Origin of the sequence: Streptomyces sp. CHD11 (genome assembly GCF_018638295.1) — a bacterium.
GTDB lineage: Bacteria > Actinomycetota > Actinomycetes > Streptomycetales > Streptomycetaceae > Streptomyces.
The window spans coordinates 59,339-78,084 of record NZ_JABTTS010000016.1 but is presented as its reverse complement, the minus strand read 5'-3'; the positions used below and the strand labels follow the sequence as shown (position 1 = coordinate 78,084).

16 protein-coding genes and 1 tRNA gene are annotated in these 18,746 nt (G+C 72.4%); 5 read left to right on the top strand and 12 right to left on the bottom strand.

Annotated features, from left to right (window positions below; all coding sequences use genetic code 11):
• Positions 1–64: 64 nt before the first annotated feature.
• Positions 65–1,732, top strand: coding sequence for a penicillin-binding transpeptidase domain-containing protein (locus HTV45_RS18275; protein ID WP_215206869.1), 1,668 nt, complete (start codon positions 65–67; stop codon positions 1,730–1,732).
• Between the two features lie 51 nt (positions 1,733–1,783).
• Here HTV45_RS18275 and HTV45_RS18270 read toward each other — a convergent pair whose 3' ends face one another.
• A complete protein-coding gene (locus tag HTV45_RS18270; protein WP_215206868.1) occupies positions 1,784–2,146 on the bottom strand; it encodes an SsgA family sporulation/cell division regulator in 363 nt (120 codons plus the stop codon).
• A gap of 224 nt (positions 2,147–2,370) precedes the next feature.
• Here HTV45_RS18270 and HTV45_RS18265 point away from each other — a divergent pair, with 224 nt between their 5' ends.
• Complete coding sequence (locus HTV45_RS18265) at positions 2,371–3,570, top strand: serine hydrolase domain-containing protein (RefSeq protein WP_215206867.1); 1,200 nt, start codon at positions 2,371–2,373, stop codon at positions 3,568–3,570.
• Here HTV45_RS18265 and HTV45_RS18260 read toward each other — a convergent pair whose 3' ends face one another.
• The 3 genes from HTV45_RS18260 to HTV45_RS18250 form a co-directional block, all read right to left on the bottom strand.
• The gene (locus HTV45_RS18260; RefSeq protein WP_251692315.1) at positions 3,571–3,852 is read right to left on the bottom strand and encodes a DUF1876 domain-containing protein; all 282 of its coding nucleotides are present in this window, start codon (positions 3,850–3,852) and stop codon (positions 3,571–3,573) included.
• Between the two features lie 249 nt (positions 3,853–4,101).
• A complete protein-coding gene (locus HTV45_RS18255; RefSeq protein ID WP_215206866.1) occupies positions 4,102–6,309 on the bottom strand; it encodes an MMPL family transporter in 2,208 nt (735 codons plus the stop codon).
• Between the two features lie 112 nt (positions 6,310–6,421).
• Positions 6,422–7,021 (bottom strand): TetR/AcrR family transcriptional regulator, encoded by a 600-nt coding sequence (locus tag HTV45_RS18250; RefSeq protein ID WP_215206865.1) that lies wholly within the window; start codon positions 7,019–7,021, stop codon positions 6,422–6,424.
• A 174-nt stretch (positions 7,022–7,195) separates the two neighbouring features.
• On the opposite strand from HTV45_RS18250, the gene HTV45_RS18245 reads away from it, so the two are divergent.
• Complete coding sequence (locus HTV45_RS18245; protein WP_215206864.1) at positions 7,196–10,453, top strand: S41 family peptidase; 3,258 nt, start codon at positions 7,196–7,198, stop codon at positions 10,451–10,453.
• A 177-nt stretch (positions 10,454–10,630) separates the two neighbouring features.
• Here the strand turns inward: HTV45_RS18245 and HTV45_RS18240 are convergent, their stop codons facing one another.
• The 4 genes from HTV45_RS18240 to HTV45_RS18225 form a co-directional block, all read right to left on the bottom strand.
• The gene (locus tag HTV45_RS18240) at positions 10,631–10,810 is read right to left on the bottom strand and encodes a hypothetical protein (protein WP_215206863.1); all 180 of its coding nucleotides are present in this window, start codon (positions 10,808–10,810) and stop codon (positions 10,631–10,633) included.
• Positions 10,811–10,886: 76 nt separating this feature from the next.
• Complete coding sequence (locus HTV45_RS18235) at positions 10,887–11,771, bottom strand: SDR family oxidoreductase (RefSeq protein ID WP_215206862.1); 885 nt, start codon at positions 11,769–11,771, stop codon at positions 10,887–10,889.
• Positions 11,768–12,706, bottom strand: coding sequence for an alpha/beta fold hydrolase (locus HTV45_RS18230; RefSeq protein WP_215206861.1), 939 nt, complete (start codon positions 12,704–12,706; stop codon positions 11,768–11,770). Before HTV45_RS18230 ends, HTV45_RS18235 begins: the two co-directional genes overlap by 4 nt.
• The gene (locus HTV45_RS18225) at positions 12,703–14,226 is read right to left on the bottom strand and encodes an NAD(P)/FAD-dependent oxidoreductase (RefSeq protein WP_215206860.1); all 1,524 of its coding nucleotides are present in this window, start codon (positions 14,224–14,226) and stop codon (positions 12,703–12,705) included. The genes HTV45_RS18230 and HTV45_RS18225 overlap by 4 nt, the downstream gene beginning before the upstream one ends.
• A gap of 177 nt (positions 14,227–14,403) precedes the next feature.
• Between HTV45_RS18225 and HTV45_RS18220 the strand changes: the two genes are divergently transcribed.
• Positions 14,404–15,090 (top strand): MerR family transcriptional regulator, encoded by a 687-nt coding sequence (locus tag HTV45_RS18220; protein WP_215206921.1) that lies wholly within the window; start codon positions 14,404–14,406, stop codon positions 15,088–15,090.
• 4 nt (positions 15,091–15,094) lie between these two features.
• Here the strand turns inward: HTV45_RS18220 and HTV45_RS18215 are convergent, their stop codons facing one another.
• The gene (locus HTV45_RS18215; RefSeq protein WP_215206859.1) at positions 15,095–15,577 is read right to left on the bottom strand and encodes a GNAT family N-acetyltransferase; all 483 of its coding nucleotides are present in this window, start codon (positions 15,575–15,577) and stop codon (positions 15,095–15,097) included.
• A gap of 164 nt (positions 15,578–15,741) precedes the next feature.
• Positions 15,742–16,554 carry an exodeoxyribonuclease III gene (locus HTV45_RS18210; protein ID WP_308309703.1) on the bottom strand — a complete coding sequence of 271 codons (813 nt, stop codon included), beginning with the start codon at positions 16,552–16,554 and terminating at the stop codon, positions 15,742–15,744.
• Positions 16,555–16,604: 50 nt separating this feature from the next.
• Between HTV45_RS18210 and HTV45_RS18205 the strand changes: the two genes are divergently transcribed.
• On the top strand, positions 16,605–17,081 hold the full coding sequence (locus HTV45_RS18205) for a GNAT family N-acetyltransferase (protein WP_215206857.1): 477 nt from the start codon (positions 16,605–16,607) through the stop codon (positions 17,079–17,081).
• Between the two features lie 198 nt (positions 17,082–17,279).
• Here the strand turns inward: HTV45_RS18205 and HTV45_RS18200 are convergent.
• Both HTV45_RS18200 and glpR read right to left on the bottom strand, forming a co-directional pair.
• Positions 17,280–17,353 (bottom strand) — tRNA-Ala (locus tag HTV45_RS18200).
• A 60-nt stretch (positions 17,354–17,413) separates the two neighbouring features.
• A complete protein-coding gene (gene glpR / locus HTV45_RS18195) occupies positions 17,414–18,643 on the bottom strand; it encodes a gephyrin-like molybdotransferase receptor GlpR (protein ID WP_215206856.1) in 1,230 nt (409 codons plus the stop codon).
• Between the last annotated feature and the right edge of the window lie 103 nt (positions 18,644–18,746).

The window sequence follows — 18,746 nt, the reverse complement described above, 5'->3', positions numbered from 1 at the left end:
GTGAGGGCCATGAGCGCCACGCGGGTCACGGGGAGCCCAGCGGGCAGCGGAGGAACGGGAACCAGTGGGGAACAGAGTGCGCGCAGCCGGTGAGCGGCGGAGGACGAGACCCGCCGTGATCGGCGCGGTGATCGCCGTGGTCGTCGGCGGGGGTGGTGTCGGCGCCTACGCACTGATCGGGGGCGGCGACCAGGACGGTACCCGTACGACCGCGGCGCGGGAGGATGTGAAGTCCGGCCCGCTGTCCGCCGGTGAGGTGACCGCCGCGGCCGAGCGCTTCCTCACCGCCTGGGAGGCCGGCCAGGTGTCCGAGGCCGCCGCCGCCACGGACGACCCCGCGGCCGCCACCGCCCTGCTCAGCGCCTACGCCAAGGAGGCCGGGATCAGGAAGGTCGCGCTCACCCCGGGTACGGCCGCCGGCACCGACGTGCCCTTCACGGTGAAGGGGACGGTGTCCTTCGAGGACACCGCGAAGCCGCTCACGTACGACAGCGCGCTGACCGTCGTACGCCGGGCCGGGGACGGTGAGCCCCTGGTCGGCTGGCGGCCCGAGGTGGTCCATCCGGATCTGCGGGACGGCGACACGCTCGTCACCGGTGAGGCGGGCACCCCGCCGGTCAAGGCGCTGGACCGGGACGGCGGTGAGCTGACCGAGGAGAAGTACCCGTCCCTCGGATCGGTGCTGGACGGCCTGCGGGAGAAGTACGGGGACAAGGCGGGCGGCGAGGCAGGTGTAGAGCTGCGGATCGTCCGCGGCGAGGCCTCGGAGCAGGCGAAGCAGGCCGACAAGACGCTGCTGGAGCTGAGCGAGGGCACGCCGGGCACGGTGCCGACCACGCTGAACCCGTCCCTCCAGGCCGCCGCCGAGGCGGAGGTGGCGAAGAGGAAGCGGGCGTCGGTGGTGGTGCTGCGCCCGTCGACCGGCGAGATACTCGCGGTGGCGAACTCCTCGCACGGTTTCAATACCGGGTTCCTGGGATCGCTGGCCCCGGGATCCACGATGAAGGTGGTCACCGCCTCGATGCTGATCGAGAAGGGCCTCGCCTCGATGGACGAGAAGCATCCGTGCCCGAAGTACTTCAGCTACGGCGGCTGGAAGTTCCAGAATCTCGACAAGTTCCAGATCAAGGACGGCACGTTCCGGGCGAGCTTCGCCCGTTCCTGCAACACGGCCTTCATCAGTCAGGCTCCCGAGCTGAAGGACGACGACCTGACCCGGCACACCCAGCAGGTGTTCGGGCTGGGCATGAACGACTGGCAGGTCGGTGTGCCGACCTTCGACGGTTCGATACCGGTGCAGAAGGACGCTCCGATGGGTGCCTCCCTGATAGGCCAGGGCGGGGTCCGGATGAACCCGCTGAACATGGCGTCGGTGTCGGCGACGGTCAAGGCGGGCGTGTTCCACCAGCCGTACCTGGTCCCGCCGGAGGTCGACGGGCGGCAGCTGGCGACGGCCGCGCGCACCATGTCACCCGGGACCCTGGCCCAGTTGCGGGAGCTGATGACGTACACCGCCACCGCCGGCACGGCCGCCGAGGCGATGGCCCAGGTGAGCGGTGAACGGGGCGCGAAGACCGGGTCGGCCGAGGTCGACGGTCAGAAGAAGCCGAACGGCTGGTTCACGGCGTACCGCGGCGACCTGGCGGCCGCCGGTGTGGTGCAGGAAGGCGGCCACGGCGGTTCCACCGCCGGACCGATGGTGGCGGCGCTGTTGATGAAGAACGGCGGCTGAGCCGCCGACCGGCTGTCTGCCGCTCGGCAGACAGCCGGAACAGCCGGACCGTCAGTGCGGCACGGGCTGCGCGGCGGAGACGTAGGTGCGGCGCAGGAACCGGGTCAGGGCCTTGGTGTCGAACTCCACCACCGAGACCCCCTGCGGGCTGTGGAACTCCACCACGGCCTGGACCCGGCCGCACGGCCACACCCGTATCGTGTCGCCGTCCACCGGCACGCGCAGGCCCCGCTCCAGCAGGTCCCGTTCCACGGCCCACTCGCGGGGCACGGGGCCGGGCAGCCCGACCCGGACGCACCGGGGATCGTTCTCGGGGTCGTACCGCAGCACCACGGTGACGGCCCCGCTGTTCTCCAGCCGCGGATCGGCGTCCGTGACGATGTGGACTCGCGCGTACTGCTCGACTACGGACATCGGTGGGCCCCTTTACGCCGCGTGCCTCTGCATCGAGGTATGCCATCCGTGTACCCACCCCGGCTCCATCGTGCACCCATTCCGGAATCCGCGCTTCCGAGCGGCGGATATCACAGATGAGGTATGCGGGGGCCGCACGGCAGCGGCCGCACGGGGCCGTTCGTAACGATCGCGTACGGGCGGCGCAGCACAGGAATCGCAGGCGGAGGGGCGCTGTTGCACCGATGTCACAGGCGAGCGGAAGGACCGACGGAGACGTGGGCGTCGATGTGCACGGCACGGTGGCCGGGGGTTTCGAGCCGGTCCGGGAGGCGTTCGCGCGGAACTTCGACCGGCTCGGGGACCGGGGTGCGGCCGTCGCCGTGTACCGGGACGGGCGCAGGGTCGTCGATCTGTGGGCCGGGACGAAGGACGTGGACGGCGCCGAGCCGTGGCGGCGGAGCACCGCTCAGGTCGTGCGCTCGGCGACCAAGGGGGTCGCCGCCGCCGTGCCCCTGCTGCTGCACCAGCGCGGTGAACTGGACCTGGACGCGCCGGTCGCCGCGTACTGGCCGGAGTTCAAGGCGCACGGCAAGGAAGGGCTGCTGGTCCGGCACGTACTGAACCACCGGGCGGGGCTGCCCGTCCTGGACCGTCCGCTCACCCTCGCCGAGGCGGCCGACCCGCGGCGGGCCGCCGACGCGCTCGCCGCCCAGACCCCCGTGTGGGAGCCGGGCACGGACCACGGCTACCACGCGCTGACCTACGGCTGGCTGCTCGACGCCCTGGTGCGCCGTGTGACCGGCCGGGGCTCCGGTGAGTGGATCGCGTCCGGGATCGCCGGCCCACTGGGCCTGGACCTGTGGGTCGGTCTGCCGGACGCCGAGGCCCACCGCGTCGGTACGGTCGGCGGGATCGAGGGGCGCGAGCCGCCGGGGATGCCCCGCGCCCGCCCCAAGCGTTCGGTCACCGACGCCTATGCCGACCCCTCCTCCCTGACCCGCCGGGCCTTCGCCGCGATCACCCCGTTCCCGGACCAGAACGATCCGGCCTTCCGCGCGGCGGCGCTGCCCGCCGCGAACGGGATCGCCACGGCGGACGGACTGGCCCGCTTCTACGCCTCGCTCATCGGCCCGGTCGGCGGTGTCCGCCTCCTCGACGCGGCCACCGTCGAACAGGCCCGCGGGGAGGAGTCGGCGGGCCCCGACCGCGTCCTCGTCGTCGGCACCCGCTTCGGGCTCGGCTACATGCTGCACGGCAGCGCCTCCCCCTTGCTGGCCCCGGGTTCCTTCGGCCACCCCGGCCGCGGCGGCTCCCTCGGCTTCGCCGACCCGGAGTCGGGCGTCGCCTTCGGTTATGTCACCAACGGCTTCCGCGCGACGGTGACGGCGGACCCCAGGGCCCAGGCACTGATACGGGCGGTACGGCGGTCGCTGACCGCCTGATCAGACGTGGATCGGGTGCGAGGTCCGCCCCGACGCGGCGTCGATCTCGTCGTGTGCCTTGGTCAGCATCTGCATGGCGAGTTCGTTCAGCGCCCGGGCACCGGCGATCTCCTCCCCGACCCGCGGCTGATTGGCGTCGGTGTGGTGCCGGTTCGCACGCCCGTGTGCCCGTACCTCGGACCCGTCGGGCAGCCGGACCATCGCGGCCGCGCGTGTGTGCTGGTCGTCCTCCGTGAACTCCAGCTCCACATGCCATCCCACTGCGGTATGCATCTGCGTCATGACGCTCACCTCCGGAAGCTCTCATTCCAGGGTGCTCCTCGTACCGTTCCGCCGCACCCGCCTGTGCGGCCCCGGTCGTCCTGCCCGGCGCGCGGCATCAGCCCGGTGCCGCCGCCCGGCGGCCCGGCCGCGGCCATGCGCGGCGCGCCGAGACCGGGCTCGGAGTACAAGGCTCGATCGCAGGGAAGCCGGTGAGGGCGCCCCGTCCCCACGGAGCCCTCACCGGCTGGTCTGTGTCGTGCGGGGGTGTCAGGCCCGTACGAGTTCCTTGTCCTCGTTCCGCTCGGCGTCCCGGGCGCTCAGCGCCTCGCCCTCGACGTCCACGTGGGGCAGGACGCGGTCCAGCCACTTCGGGAGCCACCAGGCCTTGTCACCGAGCAGGGACAGGACGGCCGGGACGATCGCCATGCGGACGACGAACGCGTCGAAGAGGACGGCGATCGCGAGACCGAAGCCGATCATCCTGACCATCGAGTCGCTGGAGCCGATGAAGCCGGCGAACACCGCCATCATGATCACCGCGGCGGCGGTCACCACCCGGGCGCTGTACCGGAAGCCGGTCACCACGGCCTGGCGCGAGGTCTCGCCGTGGACGTAGGCCTCCCGGATCCGGGTGACGAGGAACACCTCGTAGTCCATGGCCAGTCCGAAGACCACGCCGACCATGAAGATCGGCATCATCGACATGATCGGGCCGGTCTCCTCGACACCCATCAGGCCGGCCAGCCAGCCCCACTGGTAGACCGCGACGACCGCGCCCAGGGCGGCCAGTACGGAGAGCAGGAAGCCGAGGGCCGCCTTCAGCGGGACCAGGATCGAGCGGAAGACCACGATCAGCAGCAGGAAGGCCAGGCCGACCACCAGGACCAGATACGGCACCAGCGCGTCGTTGAGCTTCTGCGAGACGTCGATGTTCATCGCCGTGGCGCCGGTGACCAGGACGTCCGCCTCGGTGTCGGCCGTGATGCCGGCACCCGTGTCACGGATGTCGTGGACCAGGTCCTCGGTGGTCACCGAGGAGGGCTTGGAGTCGGGGACCACGGTGATCGTCGCCGTGTCGCCGGCCTTGTTGGGCTGCGCGGGGGCGACGTCCACGACGTTGTCGAGGCCCTTGATGTCGTCGCCGGTCCGGTCGAAGACCGCCTGCGGGTCGCCGGCGCCCTTCGCGTCGACGACGACGACCAGCGGCCCGTTGAAGCCGGGGCCGAAGCCCTCGGAGAGCAGGTCGTAGGCCTTGCGCTGGGTGGTGGCCGTCGGCTGGGAGCCGTCGTCGGGCAGACCCAGTTCGAGAGAGGTCGCCGGGACGGCCGCGGCGCCCAGGCCGACCACGCCGAGCAGCAGGACGGCCAGCGGACGGCGCACCACGAAACTCGCCCAGCGGGTGCCCATGCCGGGGCGGTCCGCCTTCTTCGCGGCGCGGCCGCCGCCGAGCAGCTTGCTCTTCTCACCGGCGGGGCGGACCCGGCGGCCCGCGTAGCCGAGCAGGGCGGGGATCAGGGTGAGGGCGATCAGGACCGCGAGGGCGACGGTGCCGGCGGCGGCGATGCCCATCTTGGTCAGCATCGGGATGTTGACGACGGAGAGTCCGACCAGGGCGATCACGACGGTCAGTCCGGCGAAGACGACCGCGGCGCCGGCGGTGCCGACGGCCCGGCCGGCCGCCTCCTCGCGTCCGCGGCCCTCGGCCAGTTCGGCCCGGTAGCGGGAGACGACGAAGAGCGCGTAGTCGATGCCGACCGCGAGGCCGATCATCGAGGCGAGGATGGAGGTCGTGGAGCCGAGGTCGAGCGTGCTGGCCAGGGCGGTGATGCTCGCGACGCCGATGCCGACGCCGATGACCGCGGTGAGCAGCGGCAGTCCGGCGGCGAGCAGCGAGCCGAGGGTGATGACCAGGACGATCGCGGCGATGCCGATGCCGAAGATCTCGGCGGTGCCGGTCTCGGGTACGGCCTGGAGGGCGTCGCCGCCGATCTCGACGGTCAGCCCCGAGTCGCGGGCGTCCTCGGCGGCGGCCTCCAGCGCGGTGCGGGAGGTCTCCTCCAGTTCCATGCCGGAGACCTTGTAGGTCACCGAGGCGTAGGCGACGCTGCCGTTCTCACTGACGCCGCCGCCCTCGTAGGGGTCGCTGACGCCGGCGACCTCGGAACCGCCGCCGAGCGTGTCGACGGTGTCCTGCACGACCGCCTTGTGGCCGGGGTCGGTCATCTTCTCGCCGTCCGGCGCCTTGAAGACGACGCGTGCGGTCGCCCCGTCGGCGCTGGAACCGGGGAAGCGTTCCTCCAGCAGGTCGAAGGCCTTCTGGGCCTCGGTGCCGGGGATGGAGAAGGAGGAGTTGCCGGCCGCGGGGGCGCCGGCCGCGCCGGCTCCCGCGAGCGCCAGCAGCGCCACCCAGAACAGGGCTACGAAGTGCCGTCGCCTGAAGGCGAACCGGCCGAGTCGGTAGAGGAAAGTGGCCACGAGGGCGTACTCCCGGTCAGGTCGTGGTTGATTCTGGGCAGGGGTGATCAGCCCGACGACGTGAGCGGTGACGTCAGTGGTGGCTGAGGTGTGGTGTGTGACCCGGGGTCGGTCAGCGGGCGGGCACGCCGAGGGCGGGGAGGACCACGGCGTCGATGTACGAGATGAGGAATTCCTGCGTGGGCGGCAGGTCGTCGATCAGCGTCCGGGTGGCGAAGGCGCCGACGAGCATGTGCACCAGGTAATTCAGCGCCGGGTTGTCGGGGTCGACCTCGCCCCGGTCGATCGCGCGCTGGATCACCCGCCCGAACTCTTCCACCTCCGGTTCGACGAGGAGATCCTTGAACGCCTGGCGGAGATCGTCGTTGAGCTGCACGGCCATGGCGAGCGCGCGCATCAGGGCGGCGTTCTGCTCCATGGCGCAGTCGTCCTCCCGCCCGATGATGGCGTACAGGTCGCCGCGCAGGGTCCCGGTGTCGATGTCGGCGATGCCGCCGGGTTTCTGGCTGCGCATCGCTCTCACCACCAGTTCGGCCTTGCCGCCCCACTGACGGTAGAGGGTGGCCTTGCTGGACCGGGTGTGGGCGGCCACGGCGTCCATGGTGAGGGCGTCGTAGCCGACCTCCCGGAGCAGGTCGAGCACGGCCAGGTACAGCTCGGCCTCGCGCTCGGGGGTGATCCGGCTGCGACGTGCCGTCGCGACTTCACTCATGCCGTCCACCCTTCCGCTCCGTTCGACAGGTGTCAAAGAAACGACACCGTTTCGTACAGAGAGAACGTACCCCGGACCGCTAGCGAAACGAAACGGTTTCGTTCGTGTTCTGCGTCACGGTTGTCGGTTCGGCATAAGTTGCTGCGGTCCGTCCCCCGGAAAAGCATGGGGAGGGTGACCTATCTGCGTCTGCCGCACCTCACGGACGACCTGCTGTGCTTCGTGGCCGAGGACGACCTCTGGCTGGCGCCGCTCGACGCCCCCGGCCGCGCCTGGCGGCTCACCGTCGACCGCACCAGACTCGGCCACCCCCGCTTCTCCCCCGACGGCCGGCACATCGCGTACACGAGCTGGCGCAGCCTCGATCCGGAGGTGCACCTCGTCCCGGTGGACGGCGGCCCCGGCCGGCGCCTCACCTACTGGGGCAGCTCCGACACCCGGGTCTGCGGCTGGGCACCCCCCGACGACGACGGCCACGCCGAGATCCTCGCCGTCGCCTCGCACGGTGAGCCCTTCTCGTACTTCACCTGGGCCTACAAGCTCGCCTGCGACGGCAGCCCCGGCCGCAAACTGCCCTGGGGCCCGGTGGCCGACATCCAGGTCGCCGACATCGCGGGGGAGCGCAGGTCGCTGCTGCTCACCGGCACCCCGCCGCACGAACCCGCCTCCTGGAAGCGCTACCGGGGCGGCGCCACCGGCAGGCTGTGGCTGCACGGCCACCAGCTGCTCGACGGGCTGGACGGCCATCTGCACTCCCCCATGTTCACCGGCGGCCGGATCGCCTTCCTCTCCGACCACGAGGGCGTCGGCAACCTCTACTCCTGTGCGTACGACGGCTCCGACCTGCGCCGGCACACCGATCACGACGCCTTCTACGCCCGGCACGCCTCCAGTGACGGCACCCGGGTCGTCTACCAGTGCGCCGGGGACCTGTGGATCGTGGACGACCTGTCCCCCGGCGCCGTCCCGCGCCGGCTCGAGGTGACGCTCGGCGGGGCGCGGGCCGGCCGCCGCCCCTACCAGGTGGCAGCCGCCCGGCACCTGGACGGCATCTCCGTCGACGAGACCGGCCGGGCCAGCGCCGTCGTGGTGCGCGGCAGCCTGTACTGGCTCACCCACCGCGACGGCCCCGCCCGCGCCCTCAACGACACCCCGGGCGTCCGGGTCCGGCTGCCGGAGATGCTCGGCGCCGGAGACCAGGTGGCGTACGTGACGGACGCCGAGGGCGAGGACGCCCTGGAGATCGCCTCCCTGCCCCGGGCGACCGGCCAGCGCCCGCCCCGGCGGCTCGCCTCCGGAAAGCTGGGCCGGGTGCTGGAGCTGGTGGCCGACCCGGAGGGGCGGCGGCTGGCCGTCGCCGCGCACGACGGACGGCTGCTGCTGGCCGGCACCGGCGAGGACGACCCGGAGGAGGTCACCGAGCTGATCCACTCCGGCAACGGGCCGGTGCGCGACCTCGCCTTCTCCCCCGACGGGGCCTGGCTGGCCTGGTCCCACCCGGTGATCGGGCGGTCACTGCGGCAGATCAAACTCGCCCGGATCAAGGACCGGCTGGTCCTCGACGTCACCAGCGGCCGCTTCGAGGACGAGAACCCGGTCTTCACCCGGGACGGCCGCTATCTCGCCTTCCTCTCCTGGCGCGGCTTCGACCCGGTGTACGACGTGCACACCGGTGACCTGTCCTTCCCGCTGGGCTGCCGCCCCTACCTGGTGCCGCTGTCCTCGGCGACCCCCTCGCCGTTCGCCCTGAACCCCGAGGGCCGTCCGGCCGCCGGCGGCCTGGACCCGGTCGAGCGGGAGGACCCCGGCGAGGGCGGCGAGGGCGGCGGCACGGTGACCGTGGAGGCGGAGGGCCTGGAGAGCAGGGTCACCCCCTTCCCGGTGGCCGCCTCCAAGTACTCGGGGCTGTACCCGGTCGAGGGCTGCGGTCTGGTGTGGCTGCGCTGGCCGATCTCCGGCGCGCTCGGCGAGACCTTCGCCAACCCCGACGACACCAGCGGCCGTCCCGCGCTGGAACACTTCGACATCGGCAAGGCGAAGAAGTACGAACTCGTCGCGGACCTGGACTTCTACGCGGTCAGCGGTGACGGCAGCCGGCTGGTCGTGGTCGACGAGGGCGAACTGCGCGCGGTGCCCGCCACCGAGCCCGGCGACAGCGACTCCACGGTGTGGATCGACGCCCGCCGCATCCTGCACGAGGCCGACCCGGCGGCCGAGTGGCGCCAGGCGTACGCGGAGGCCGGGCGGCTGGTCCGCGCCTACTTCTGGGAACCGGGCATGTGCGGGATCGACTGGGACGCGATCCTGGAGCAGTACCGGCCACTGGTCGAACGGGTCGCCTCCCCCGACGAGTTCGCGGACCTGCTGCGCGAGGTCCTCGGCGAACTCGGCACCTCCCACGCCTATGTCACCGCCGCCCGCCGCAACGAGGGTCCTGCGCACTACCAGCGCCGCCAGGGCCTGCTCGGCGCCAACTTCGCTCCGCGCGAGGAGGGCTGGACGGTCAGGCGCATCCTGCCCGGTGACTCCTCCGACTCCCGGGCCCGTTCCCCGCTGGCCGGCACCGGCATCCGCGAGGGCGCGGTCCTCACCCATGTCGACGGCCGCCCGGTGGACCCGGTCACCGGCCCCCACCCGCTGCTCGCGGGCGCGGGCGGCACCACCGTGGAGCTGACCTTCGTGCCCGCCGGGGGCGAGGGCCCGCCCCGGCGGGTCGCCGTCGTCCCGCTGATCGACGAGACGCCGCTGCGCTACCAGGACTGGGTGGCCAAACGCCGGGCCGTGGTACGGGAGCTGAGCGGGGGACGCTGCGGCTACCTGCACATCCCCGACATGGGCGGCTCGGGCTGGGCCCAGTTCAACCGCGACGTGCGCATGGAGATGTCCCGGCCCGCGCTGATCGTGGACGTGCGCGGCAACGCGGGCGGGCACATCAGCGAACTCGTCGTGGAGAAGCTGACCCGGACCATCATCGGCTGGGACCTGACCCGCAACGCCCAGCCCGTCTCGTACGCCTCCAACGCCCCGCGCGGACCGGTGGTGGCCCTGGCCGACGAGGCGACCAGCTCCGACGGCGACATGATCACCGCCGCGTTCAAACTGCTGGACCTGGGCCCGGTGGTGGGCCAGCGCAGCTGGGGCGGCGTGGTCGGCATGACCGGCCGGCACCGGCTCGGGGACGGCACGACGATCACCGTGCCGATGAACGCGGCCTGGTTCGACGCGTACGGCTGGTCCGTGGAGAACAGGGGTGTCGAACCCGACCTGGAGGCGCTGCGCACCCCGCTGGACTGGGCCGAGGGCCGGTACGCGGTGCTCGACGACGCGGTACGGCTCGCGCTGGAGCTGCTGGAGGCCAAGCCCCCGGCAACTCCCCCCGGCTACAGCGACGTTCCCGACCGCTCACGGCCGGTGCTGCCGCCGAGGGGGTGAGGAGCCGGGAAACGGCGCGAGCGGAACGCACCGGACTCGCCGGACTCGCCGCGGTACCGCAGGCACCGCACGCGAGAAGGGGCGCCCCCTTCGCCAGGGGCGCCCCTTCCGCCTGCGCTTCCGTGCTTCCGCCCAAGGCTTCAGCGCGTCAGTGCCTCACTGCGTCGGCGCGCGACGTCAGACCTCGTAGTCCTGGTCGAAGCGCTCCTCGGACTCGCGCCGGCGACGCTGCTCGTCCATGTCCTCGTCCTGGCGGCGGCCGCGGTTCTGCAGTTGCTCCTTGCCCTGCTGGGCGCGCTGCTTGGCCTGCTGCTGGAGCTGCTCGGACTTCTCCTGGAACTGGTCCTTCATACCCATGTGGGTTCACTCCCGTTGTGGGGTGGGGGAACTTGCCCGATCAGATTCACACGGGCGGTCACCCTACGCATGTCGATCACTTACGGACCGTAGCGCGGTGCTGCTCATCGGCGTTTCCGCCCGCCCCGACCAGCCCCGTGCGGACGGTGTCGAGGCGGTCGGCGAACCGCCGCATCTCCCGCTGCCCCACGGTCCCGAGGACCGCGGGGAGGTAGCCCCGCACGCCCTGCATCCCGCGCAGCCACCGCTGCCCGTAGACATGCGCCGACCGCCGCTCTATCCCGGCCACCAGCCGGTCCACCGCGGGACCCAGCGGGTAGGTCTTGTTGGCCGGCCACGGCAGCCGCTGCCGCAACTCCCGCATCACGTCGCTCTGGTCGGCGCCGCGCACCATGTCGGTGTCGGTCCACGAGAGGTACCCGATGCCCACCTTCACGCCCCGGTGCCCGACTTCGGCGCGCAGGCTGTGCGCGTACGCCTCCACACCGGACTTGGAGGCGCAGTACGCCGTCATCATCGGCGCGGGGGTGATCGCGGCGAGCGAGGCGATCTGGAGCAGATAGCCGCGGCTCTCGGTGAGCAGCGGCAGGAACGCCCGCGCGGTGACCGCCGATCCGATCAGGTTCACCTCGATCACCCGGCGCCAGGACTCCGGATCGGAGTCGGCGAACGGACCGCCCGTCGCCACACCGGCGTTGGCGACCACGATGTCCACCCGCCCGAACCGCTCCCGGACCTCCCCGGCGACCCCGGCCATGGCCTCGTGGTCGGTGACGTCCGCGTACCAGTGGTCGCTCTCGCTGTGCAGCCGCGCGGAGACGTCCTTGAGCGCGTCCGGCTCCAGTCCGACCAGCGCCACCTTCACGCCCCGGGCGGAGAGCTTGCGGGCCAGCAACTCCCCGACGCCGCGCGCCGCTCCGGTGACGACGGCGACCCTGCCTTCGAGACTGACCCTGCTCATGCGCTCTCCTCGGCGGATATGACGTGCGGACGGTCGGTCACATGGGCGGCGACGAGTGCCCGGATCTTCCCGGTGACCAGGTCGGGCGCCTCGATGGGCGTCATATGGCCGACGCCCGGCAGTTCGGTCACGCCGAGGCACTGCGGCAGCGCGGCCGCGAGTGCCCGCGCGTGCACCGGCGGGGTGAGCCGGTCCGCGGTCCCGGCGACGACCTCGGCGGGCACGCGCACGTCCCGTACCGCGTCCTCGAGATCGAGCGAACCGAGGACGTGCGACCAGGCGTGCCGCACCGCGCGGGGGCAGGCGTGCACGATGTGGGCGCACGCCTCGACCATGTCCGGCGTTGAAGCGGGGCCCATCGTCCCGTACCTGAGGATCCGGCGGGCGAGCGGCGTGACCGGCCCGAGCGGGGCGCGGGTGCCCAGGACGCGGTGCGTCAGCCAGGTGCGCACCCGCCCCGGCCGCAGCGGCAGCACCGTCGACTCCGCGACCAGCCGTGAACTGCCGGTACTGCACAACAGTACGGCGGCGGCGTGTGCGGCGAAGGCGGGCCGGGCGGAGGCGGCCATGACGGTCATCGCGCCCATGGAGTGCCCGGCGATCACCGCCCGTTCGCCCGGTGCGAGGGTGGCGGTGAGGACGGCCTCGAGGTCGTCGGCGAGCGTGTCGGTGGTGCAGGCCGGACTCGCGGGCGACCGCCCGTGGCCGCGCTGGTCGTAGGCGATGACCCGGTGGTCTGCTGACAGCTCGCGGATCTGCGCCGCCCAGAAGGCGGTCGAGCAGGTCCAGCCGTGGGCGAGCACGACCGCGGGCGCCTGTTCGGGCCCGTGCACCTCGACGTGCAGCCGGGTGCCGTCGGCGGAGAGGACGGCCGGTTCACGGGCGGCGACGGGCGGGGCGTACGGCCCGGAGGTGACATGGGCGAGGCGGCTCACGCGGTCACCCCGGTGTTCTCCCGGGTGGTGTCCCGTTCGGCGGGGACGCTGCGTACGACGGCGTACTCGGAGAGGTCCACGCGCCGGGTCTCCCGCCGGAACTCCCCTGTGGTTCCCGGCCAGATGGTGGTGTTGCGCCCGCTCTCGTCGAGGTACCAGCTGGTGCAGCCGCCAGTGTTCCACACCGTGCGCTTCATCCGTTCCTGTACCCGGTGGTTCCAGGCGTGGACGGCGCTGGGGCGGGCGTCGAGGGCGACCCGGCCACCGAGGACGTCGAGCTGGCGCAGGTAGTCGGCCAGGTAGTTCAGCTGGGACTCGATCATCAGGATCATGGAGGAGTTCCCGAGGCCGGTGTTGGGCCCGATGACCGTCATCCAGTTGGGGAACCCGGCGGCGGCCGCGCCGCGCAGCGCCTGCATGCCGCCGGCCCAGGACTCGGCGAGGGTCTTCCCCTCCGCGCCGACGACCCGCTCGGCGATGGGCATGTCGGTGACGTGGAAGCCGGTGCCGAACACGATCGCGTCGACCTCCGCCTCGGTCCCGTCGGCGCCGACGACGGTGGAACCGCGCACCTCGCTGAGCCCGCTCGCGACGACGTCGACGTTGGGCCGCGCGAGCGCCGGATAGTAGGTGCTCGACAGCAGGATCCGCTTGCAGCCGATGCGGTAGTCCGGGGTGAGCTTGGCGCGCAGGGCCGGGTCCTTGATGGCACGGCCCATGTTCCGCTTGGCCAGCTGTTCGACGAAGCCGAGCTCGCCCGGGTGCTTGGTGAACGCCTGGACCTGCAACTCCCGTACGCCCCAGAGCAGTCCGCGACGCAGCCTGGTGGTGAAGGGGAGGGTGCGGTGCAGTGCGCGCTCGGCGCCGCTGATGGGCCGGTCCATGCGGGGCAGGACCCAGGCGGGTGTCCGCTGGAACAGGGTCAGCCGCGACACCAGCGGCTGGACGGCGGGCACGATCTGGATCGCGGACGCCCCGGTGCCGACCATGGCGACCCGCTTGCCGCGCAGGTCGTAGTCGTGGTCCCACCGGGCGGAGTGGAACACCTTGCCGGGGAAGGTGTCGAGTCCCGGGATGTCCGGCAGCCTGGGCTCGGACAGCGGCCCGGTGGCGGAGACGACCACGTCCGCGCTGAGATTCCCGCCGGCCGTCTCGATGTCCCACCGCAGCCGCTCGGTGTCCCACACCATCCGCTTCACCTCCGCGTCGAAGCGGAGGTGCGGGCGCAGGCCGAAGACGTCGGTGACGTGCTCGAGGTAGGCGCGGATGTGCTCCTGCCCGGAGAAGGAGCGGGGCCAGTCGGGGTTGGGCGCGAAGGAGAACGAGTACAGGTGCGACGGCACATCGCACGCACAGCCGGGATAGCTGTTGTCGCGCCAGGTGCCGCCGACACTGCTCGCCCGTTCCAGGACGACGAAGTCGGTGATCCCCTCGCGGCGCAGCCGCACGGCGGCCCCGAGTCCGCCGAACCCCGACCCGATCACCGCCACCCGTACGTGTTCGTGCTCGTGCTCGGCCATCGCGAAGCCTCCACGTGTCGCCCAGAACCCTGCCAGTGAACACTGGCGCAATGGGGAGAGTAGAACAGCGCCGTACTGATGGGTAGGGGGCGGGCCAGGAAACTTACCGCCGGTACGCCCTAGGCTTCACACGTGGCAGCAGACAGCGAGGGACCGGCGGAGCAGCGCGAGTACCGCATGGAGGAACTGGCCGAACTGGCCGGCATCACGGTGCGCACCCTGCGCTTCTACCGCGAACGCAAGCTGATCCCGCCGCCCCGCCGCGAGGGCCGTATCGCCTGGTACGACGACCACCACCTGGCCCGGCTGCGGACGATCACGGCGCTGCTGGAACGCGGCCACACCCTGAACGGCATAGCCGAGCTCGCCGAGGCCTTCGACCACGGCCGCGACGTCGGCGAACTCCTCGGCATGGATCCCCCCACCGAGGAGACCCCGGTCCGCCTCACCCCCGAGGAACTCGCCGACCACTTCGCCGGAGAGGTCACCCCGGAGAACCTGGCCGCCGCGCTGGACCTCGGGTACCTCGGCGTCGACGGCGAGGACATCGTCCACATCAGCCGCCGTCTGCTGGAGGTGTCCTCGGCGCTGGTCCGCGAGGGCATCCCGCTCGCGGAGGTACTCCGCACCGGCGCCGAGGTCCGCACCCACGCCGACACCCTGGCCGACCTCTTCGCCGGCCTGATCCTCCGTCATGCCCCACAGGACGCCCTGCACCGCCTGCGCCCCCTGGCCCGCAGCGTGGTCGACGCGGAACTCTCCCTGGCCCTGGACCGGCGGCTACGCAAGCGGGACCGGCCCGGGGCGGCCGGGGCCGTCCCGCCCCTCCGGGACGGTCCGCGCGGGCCCGTCCCGGAGGGTTGACGCCTCAGAGCCGGCGGTAGTAGACGGCGACCGGGAGCGGGGTGCACCCGAGCCTTTCGTACAGGGCCCTGGCGGGTGCGTGGAAGGGGTCTCCCCCGGTGCCGATCTCGACCACCTCGGCCCCGAGGGCCCGCATTCCGGCGAAGGCGTGCTCGCACAGTGCGGTGCCGACGTGGTGGCGGCGGTGTCCGGCCGCGACCGCGAGGAGCGTGACGCTGCCGTTCCTGCGGGCCGGGTCGACGCTCCACGCCACGTACCCGGCGATGTCGCCCCGGTCCTCGGCGACGGCGACGTAGGCGTGCCGGTCGGGGTCGTGGAGTCCGGCGACCTGCCGGCGGTAGTCGTCCCGCCAGTCGCCGTGCTGGTTGTGGAAGACGGTCTCGCCCACCAGGGGGCGGAAGGAGTCCTCGTAGAACGGCCGGAATGTCTCGATGGTCAGTTCGGTGAGGGGAACCTGATCATGCTGGGTGAACGCGCGAACGAGCACGGGAGTGCGCCTTTCGGGCTGAGGGCTTGATACCCGGACGGAACGGGGGCATCGGTCGGCCCGCCCTCGGCCGGGAACCGGCGGTGGGCGGGGCCCTCAGTGGCGGGTACGCCAGGCGGCAAAGCACTCCATACCCGCATCATAGCTTCCCGGCGACCGGCCGGTCAGCCGGTCACCTGCTCGTAGACGACCGTCACCGGCGCATGGTCCGACCACCGCTCGGCGTGCGTGGCGGCCCGCTCCACATACGCCTTGACCGCCCGCCCCGCTAGCCCCGCGGTCGCCAGCTGGTAGTCGATCCTCCACCCGGTGTCGTTGTCGAAGGCCCGCCCCCGGTAGGACCACCACGAGTACGGCCCCTCGACGTCCGGGTGCAGCTTCCGCACCACGTCGACGTACCCGCCGTCGCCCGCGCCGAGCACCCGCGACAGCCACTCCCGCTCCTCCGGCAGGAACCCTGAGTTTTTGGTGTTCCCCCGCCAGTTCTTCAGGTCCGCCTTCTCATGGGCGATGTTCCAGTCCCCGCAGACGACGACCTCACGCCCCTCGGCGGCGGCCCGCTCCCGCAGGCCCTTGAGATGGGCGAGGAACTCCCCCATGAACCGCACCTTCTCCTCCTGCCGCTCGGTGCCGACCTCCCCCGACGGCAGATACAGCGAGGCGACCGTCAACCCGGGCAGATCCACTTCCACGTACCGCCCGCTGCCGTCGAACTCCGCCGACCCGAAGCCCACCTGGACCCGGTCCGGCTCACGCCGGCTGTACAGGGACACCCCCGCCCGCCCCTTCGCGGCAGCGGGCGCGTGCACGACATGCCACCCCTCGGGCTCCCGCACCTGCTCCGGCAACTGCTTCGCCTCCGCCCGCACCTCCTGAAGGCACACCACATCGGCGGAGGTCCCGGCCAGCCACTCCACGAAGCCCTTCTTCGCGGCGGCCCGCAGTCCATTCACATTGACGGAGGTCACAGTAAGCACCAGGGCACGATACGACACTCCAGGTCCGGGCATGTTTTACGGTATTCGGCATGGATATCCGCCGGGTCCCCTACGACCACCCCGACGCCGCGAAGCTGGACGCCGAAGTCCAGGCCGAGTACCACGTCCGCTACGGCGACGGCGGCGACTCCACCCCGATGCACCCGGCGGACTTCGCGCCCCCGAACGGCGTCTACCTGATCGCGTACGACGAGGCCGGCGTCCCCGTGGCCTCCGGCGGCTGGCGCGTGCAGGACGCCAACGGTGAGGGCAACCGCGACGGCGACGCCGAACTGAAGCGCATGTACGTGATCGAGCAGATGCGCGGCCGCGGCCTCGCCCGCCGCCTGCTGACCGCCCTGGAGGACGACGCCCGCGCGGCCGGCCGCGTCCGCATGGTCCTGGAGACGGGCATCAGGCAGCCCGAGGCCATCGCCCTGTACACCTCGAGCGGCTACGCCCCCTGCGAGAAGTTCGGCTACTACCGCCACCACGAGGACAGCCGCTGCTACGCGAAGCCCCTCTGAGGCCGTCGGCCACGGCCACCAGGTCGTCGCCGGAAGCCCGCTGTTCCGGCCCGCGGGAGGCGAGGTGACCGGGGGCGGACCCGGTCCGGCATCCGCGAGCCGTGGACCGCCCCCGAAGGCCGGGTGACGGCCACAGCATGAACCGTGGAACGACACGAAGAAGCCCCCGCCGATTTCTCGGCGGGGGCTCAGCTGCGGTGGACCTGTGGGGATTTGAACCCCAGACCCCCTCGATGCGAACGAGGTGCGCTACCAGACTGCGCCACAGGCCCTTGCAACGAGTGAAACTTTAGCATCCCGATCGGGGTGCTCGGAAATCCGTTGGCCTGGCACTACTCGTTGGCCGCCTTCGGGCGGGCGCCGTCCTCGTACTGGTCGAAGAGGGGGGTGCGGCCGCGTTCGCGGGAGCGGCGGGCGGAGGCCGCGCGGCGGGCGTCGGTGCGCTCGTCGGCGGGGGCGGGGTCGGGGTCCGGGTCCGCTTCCTCGGCCGGGACGGCGGCCGCCTCACCGGCCGGTACCGCGCTCGAGCGGGCCGAGCTCCAGGTGTCCGGCGCGCCGAGGTCCACGTCGCTCGTGGCGCGCGGGGCCACCGGGGCCGTCACATACGTCGGGAGCGGCACCGGGACCGGGTCCCAGCTGTCGCCGCCCTGGTCGGGGCGGCGCTGCCGCTCCCGCTGCTGGTCGACCCACTCGGCGTGGTCGGTCTGCTCGACGAGCGCGCGCCGGTCCGCGGCGAGCGCGGTGAGGCCCGGGTCGACGGCGGCTCCGGCTTCCGGACCCTCCGGTTCGTCGGCGTCCGCGTGGTCGGCGGCCGGGCGGCGGCGCGGCTGGCGCTCGCGCAGCCGCTGCGCCGCGACCTCCGCCTGCCGGCGGTCCATCTGGTACGCGAATCTGCGGTGTTCCTGGGAGCGCAGGTACACGATGTAGGCGCTCAGCAGCACGGCCGGGACACCGGGCACCCAGAGGAAGGCGAGGCCGCCGACCGCCGCGACGACCGCGCCGAGTGTGAAGGCGACGAACAGCACGGTGGTGGTCCGGCGGCGGCGGGCGAGCGCCTGGGTGCGCCGGGCGCGCGCGGCGGCGGCCTGCGCCGCCCGCTCGCGTCGGATGTCCGGTGCGCGGCGGGCCGGCGGGACGGCTGCCCGCGCGGGGGCGGGTCCGGGCGCCGCTCCGCGCTGCGCCTGCCGTTCCGCGCGTTCACGCGGGGGCGGGCCGGTCCGGTCGGCCCCCGCGGGTTCCGGCCGCTCCTCGGGGCGGGACGGTACGGACGCCTGGGTCTCCGGACGGGTCCGGGACACGGCGAAGGCCCGGACGTCCACCGAGTCGGTGATCGCATCCGGGTCGTGGACGCCCTGCTCCCCCTCGTCGGCGGAGCGCGCCCGCAGGTCCTTGGCGTACCGGCGCTCCATGCCCGCCCGTCCGGACAGCAATCGGATGGCGGTGCTGAAGCGTTCCGTCGGACGGGCCTCGTTCAGCTCGTCCTGCCTACGGAGCCACATCGGCACCAAGTAGGCGGCCCAGGCCCCGACAATGACTGCGTAGATGAGGCCGCTGCTGCTCACGCCTCACACGGTAGAGGGGTTTGGAGGGGGCCATCCGCCAATTGGGCCGGTGTGTCGCACGATCTGGCTGATATTTCGAACTTTTCTTGTGACCGGCTCGATC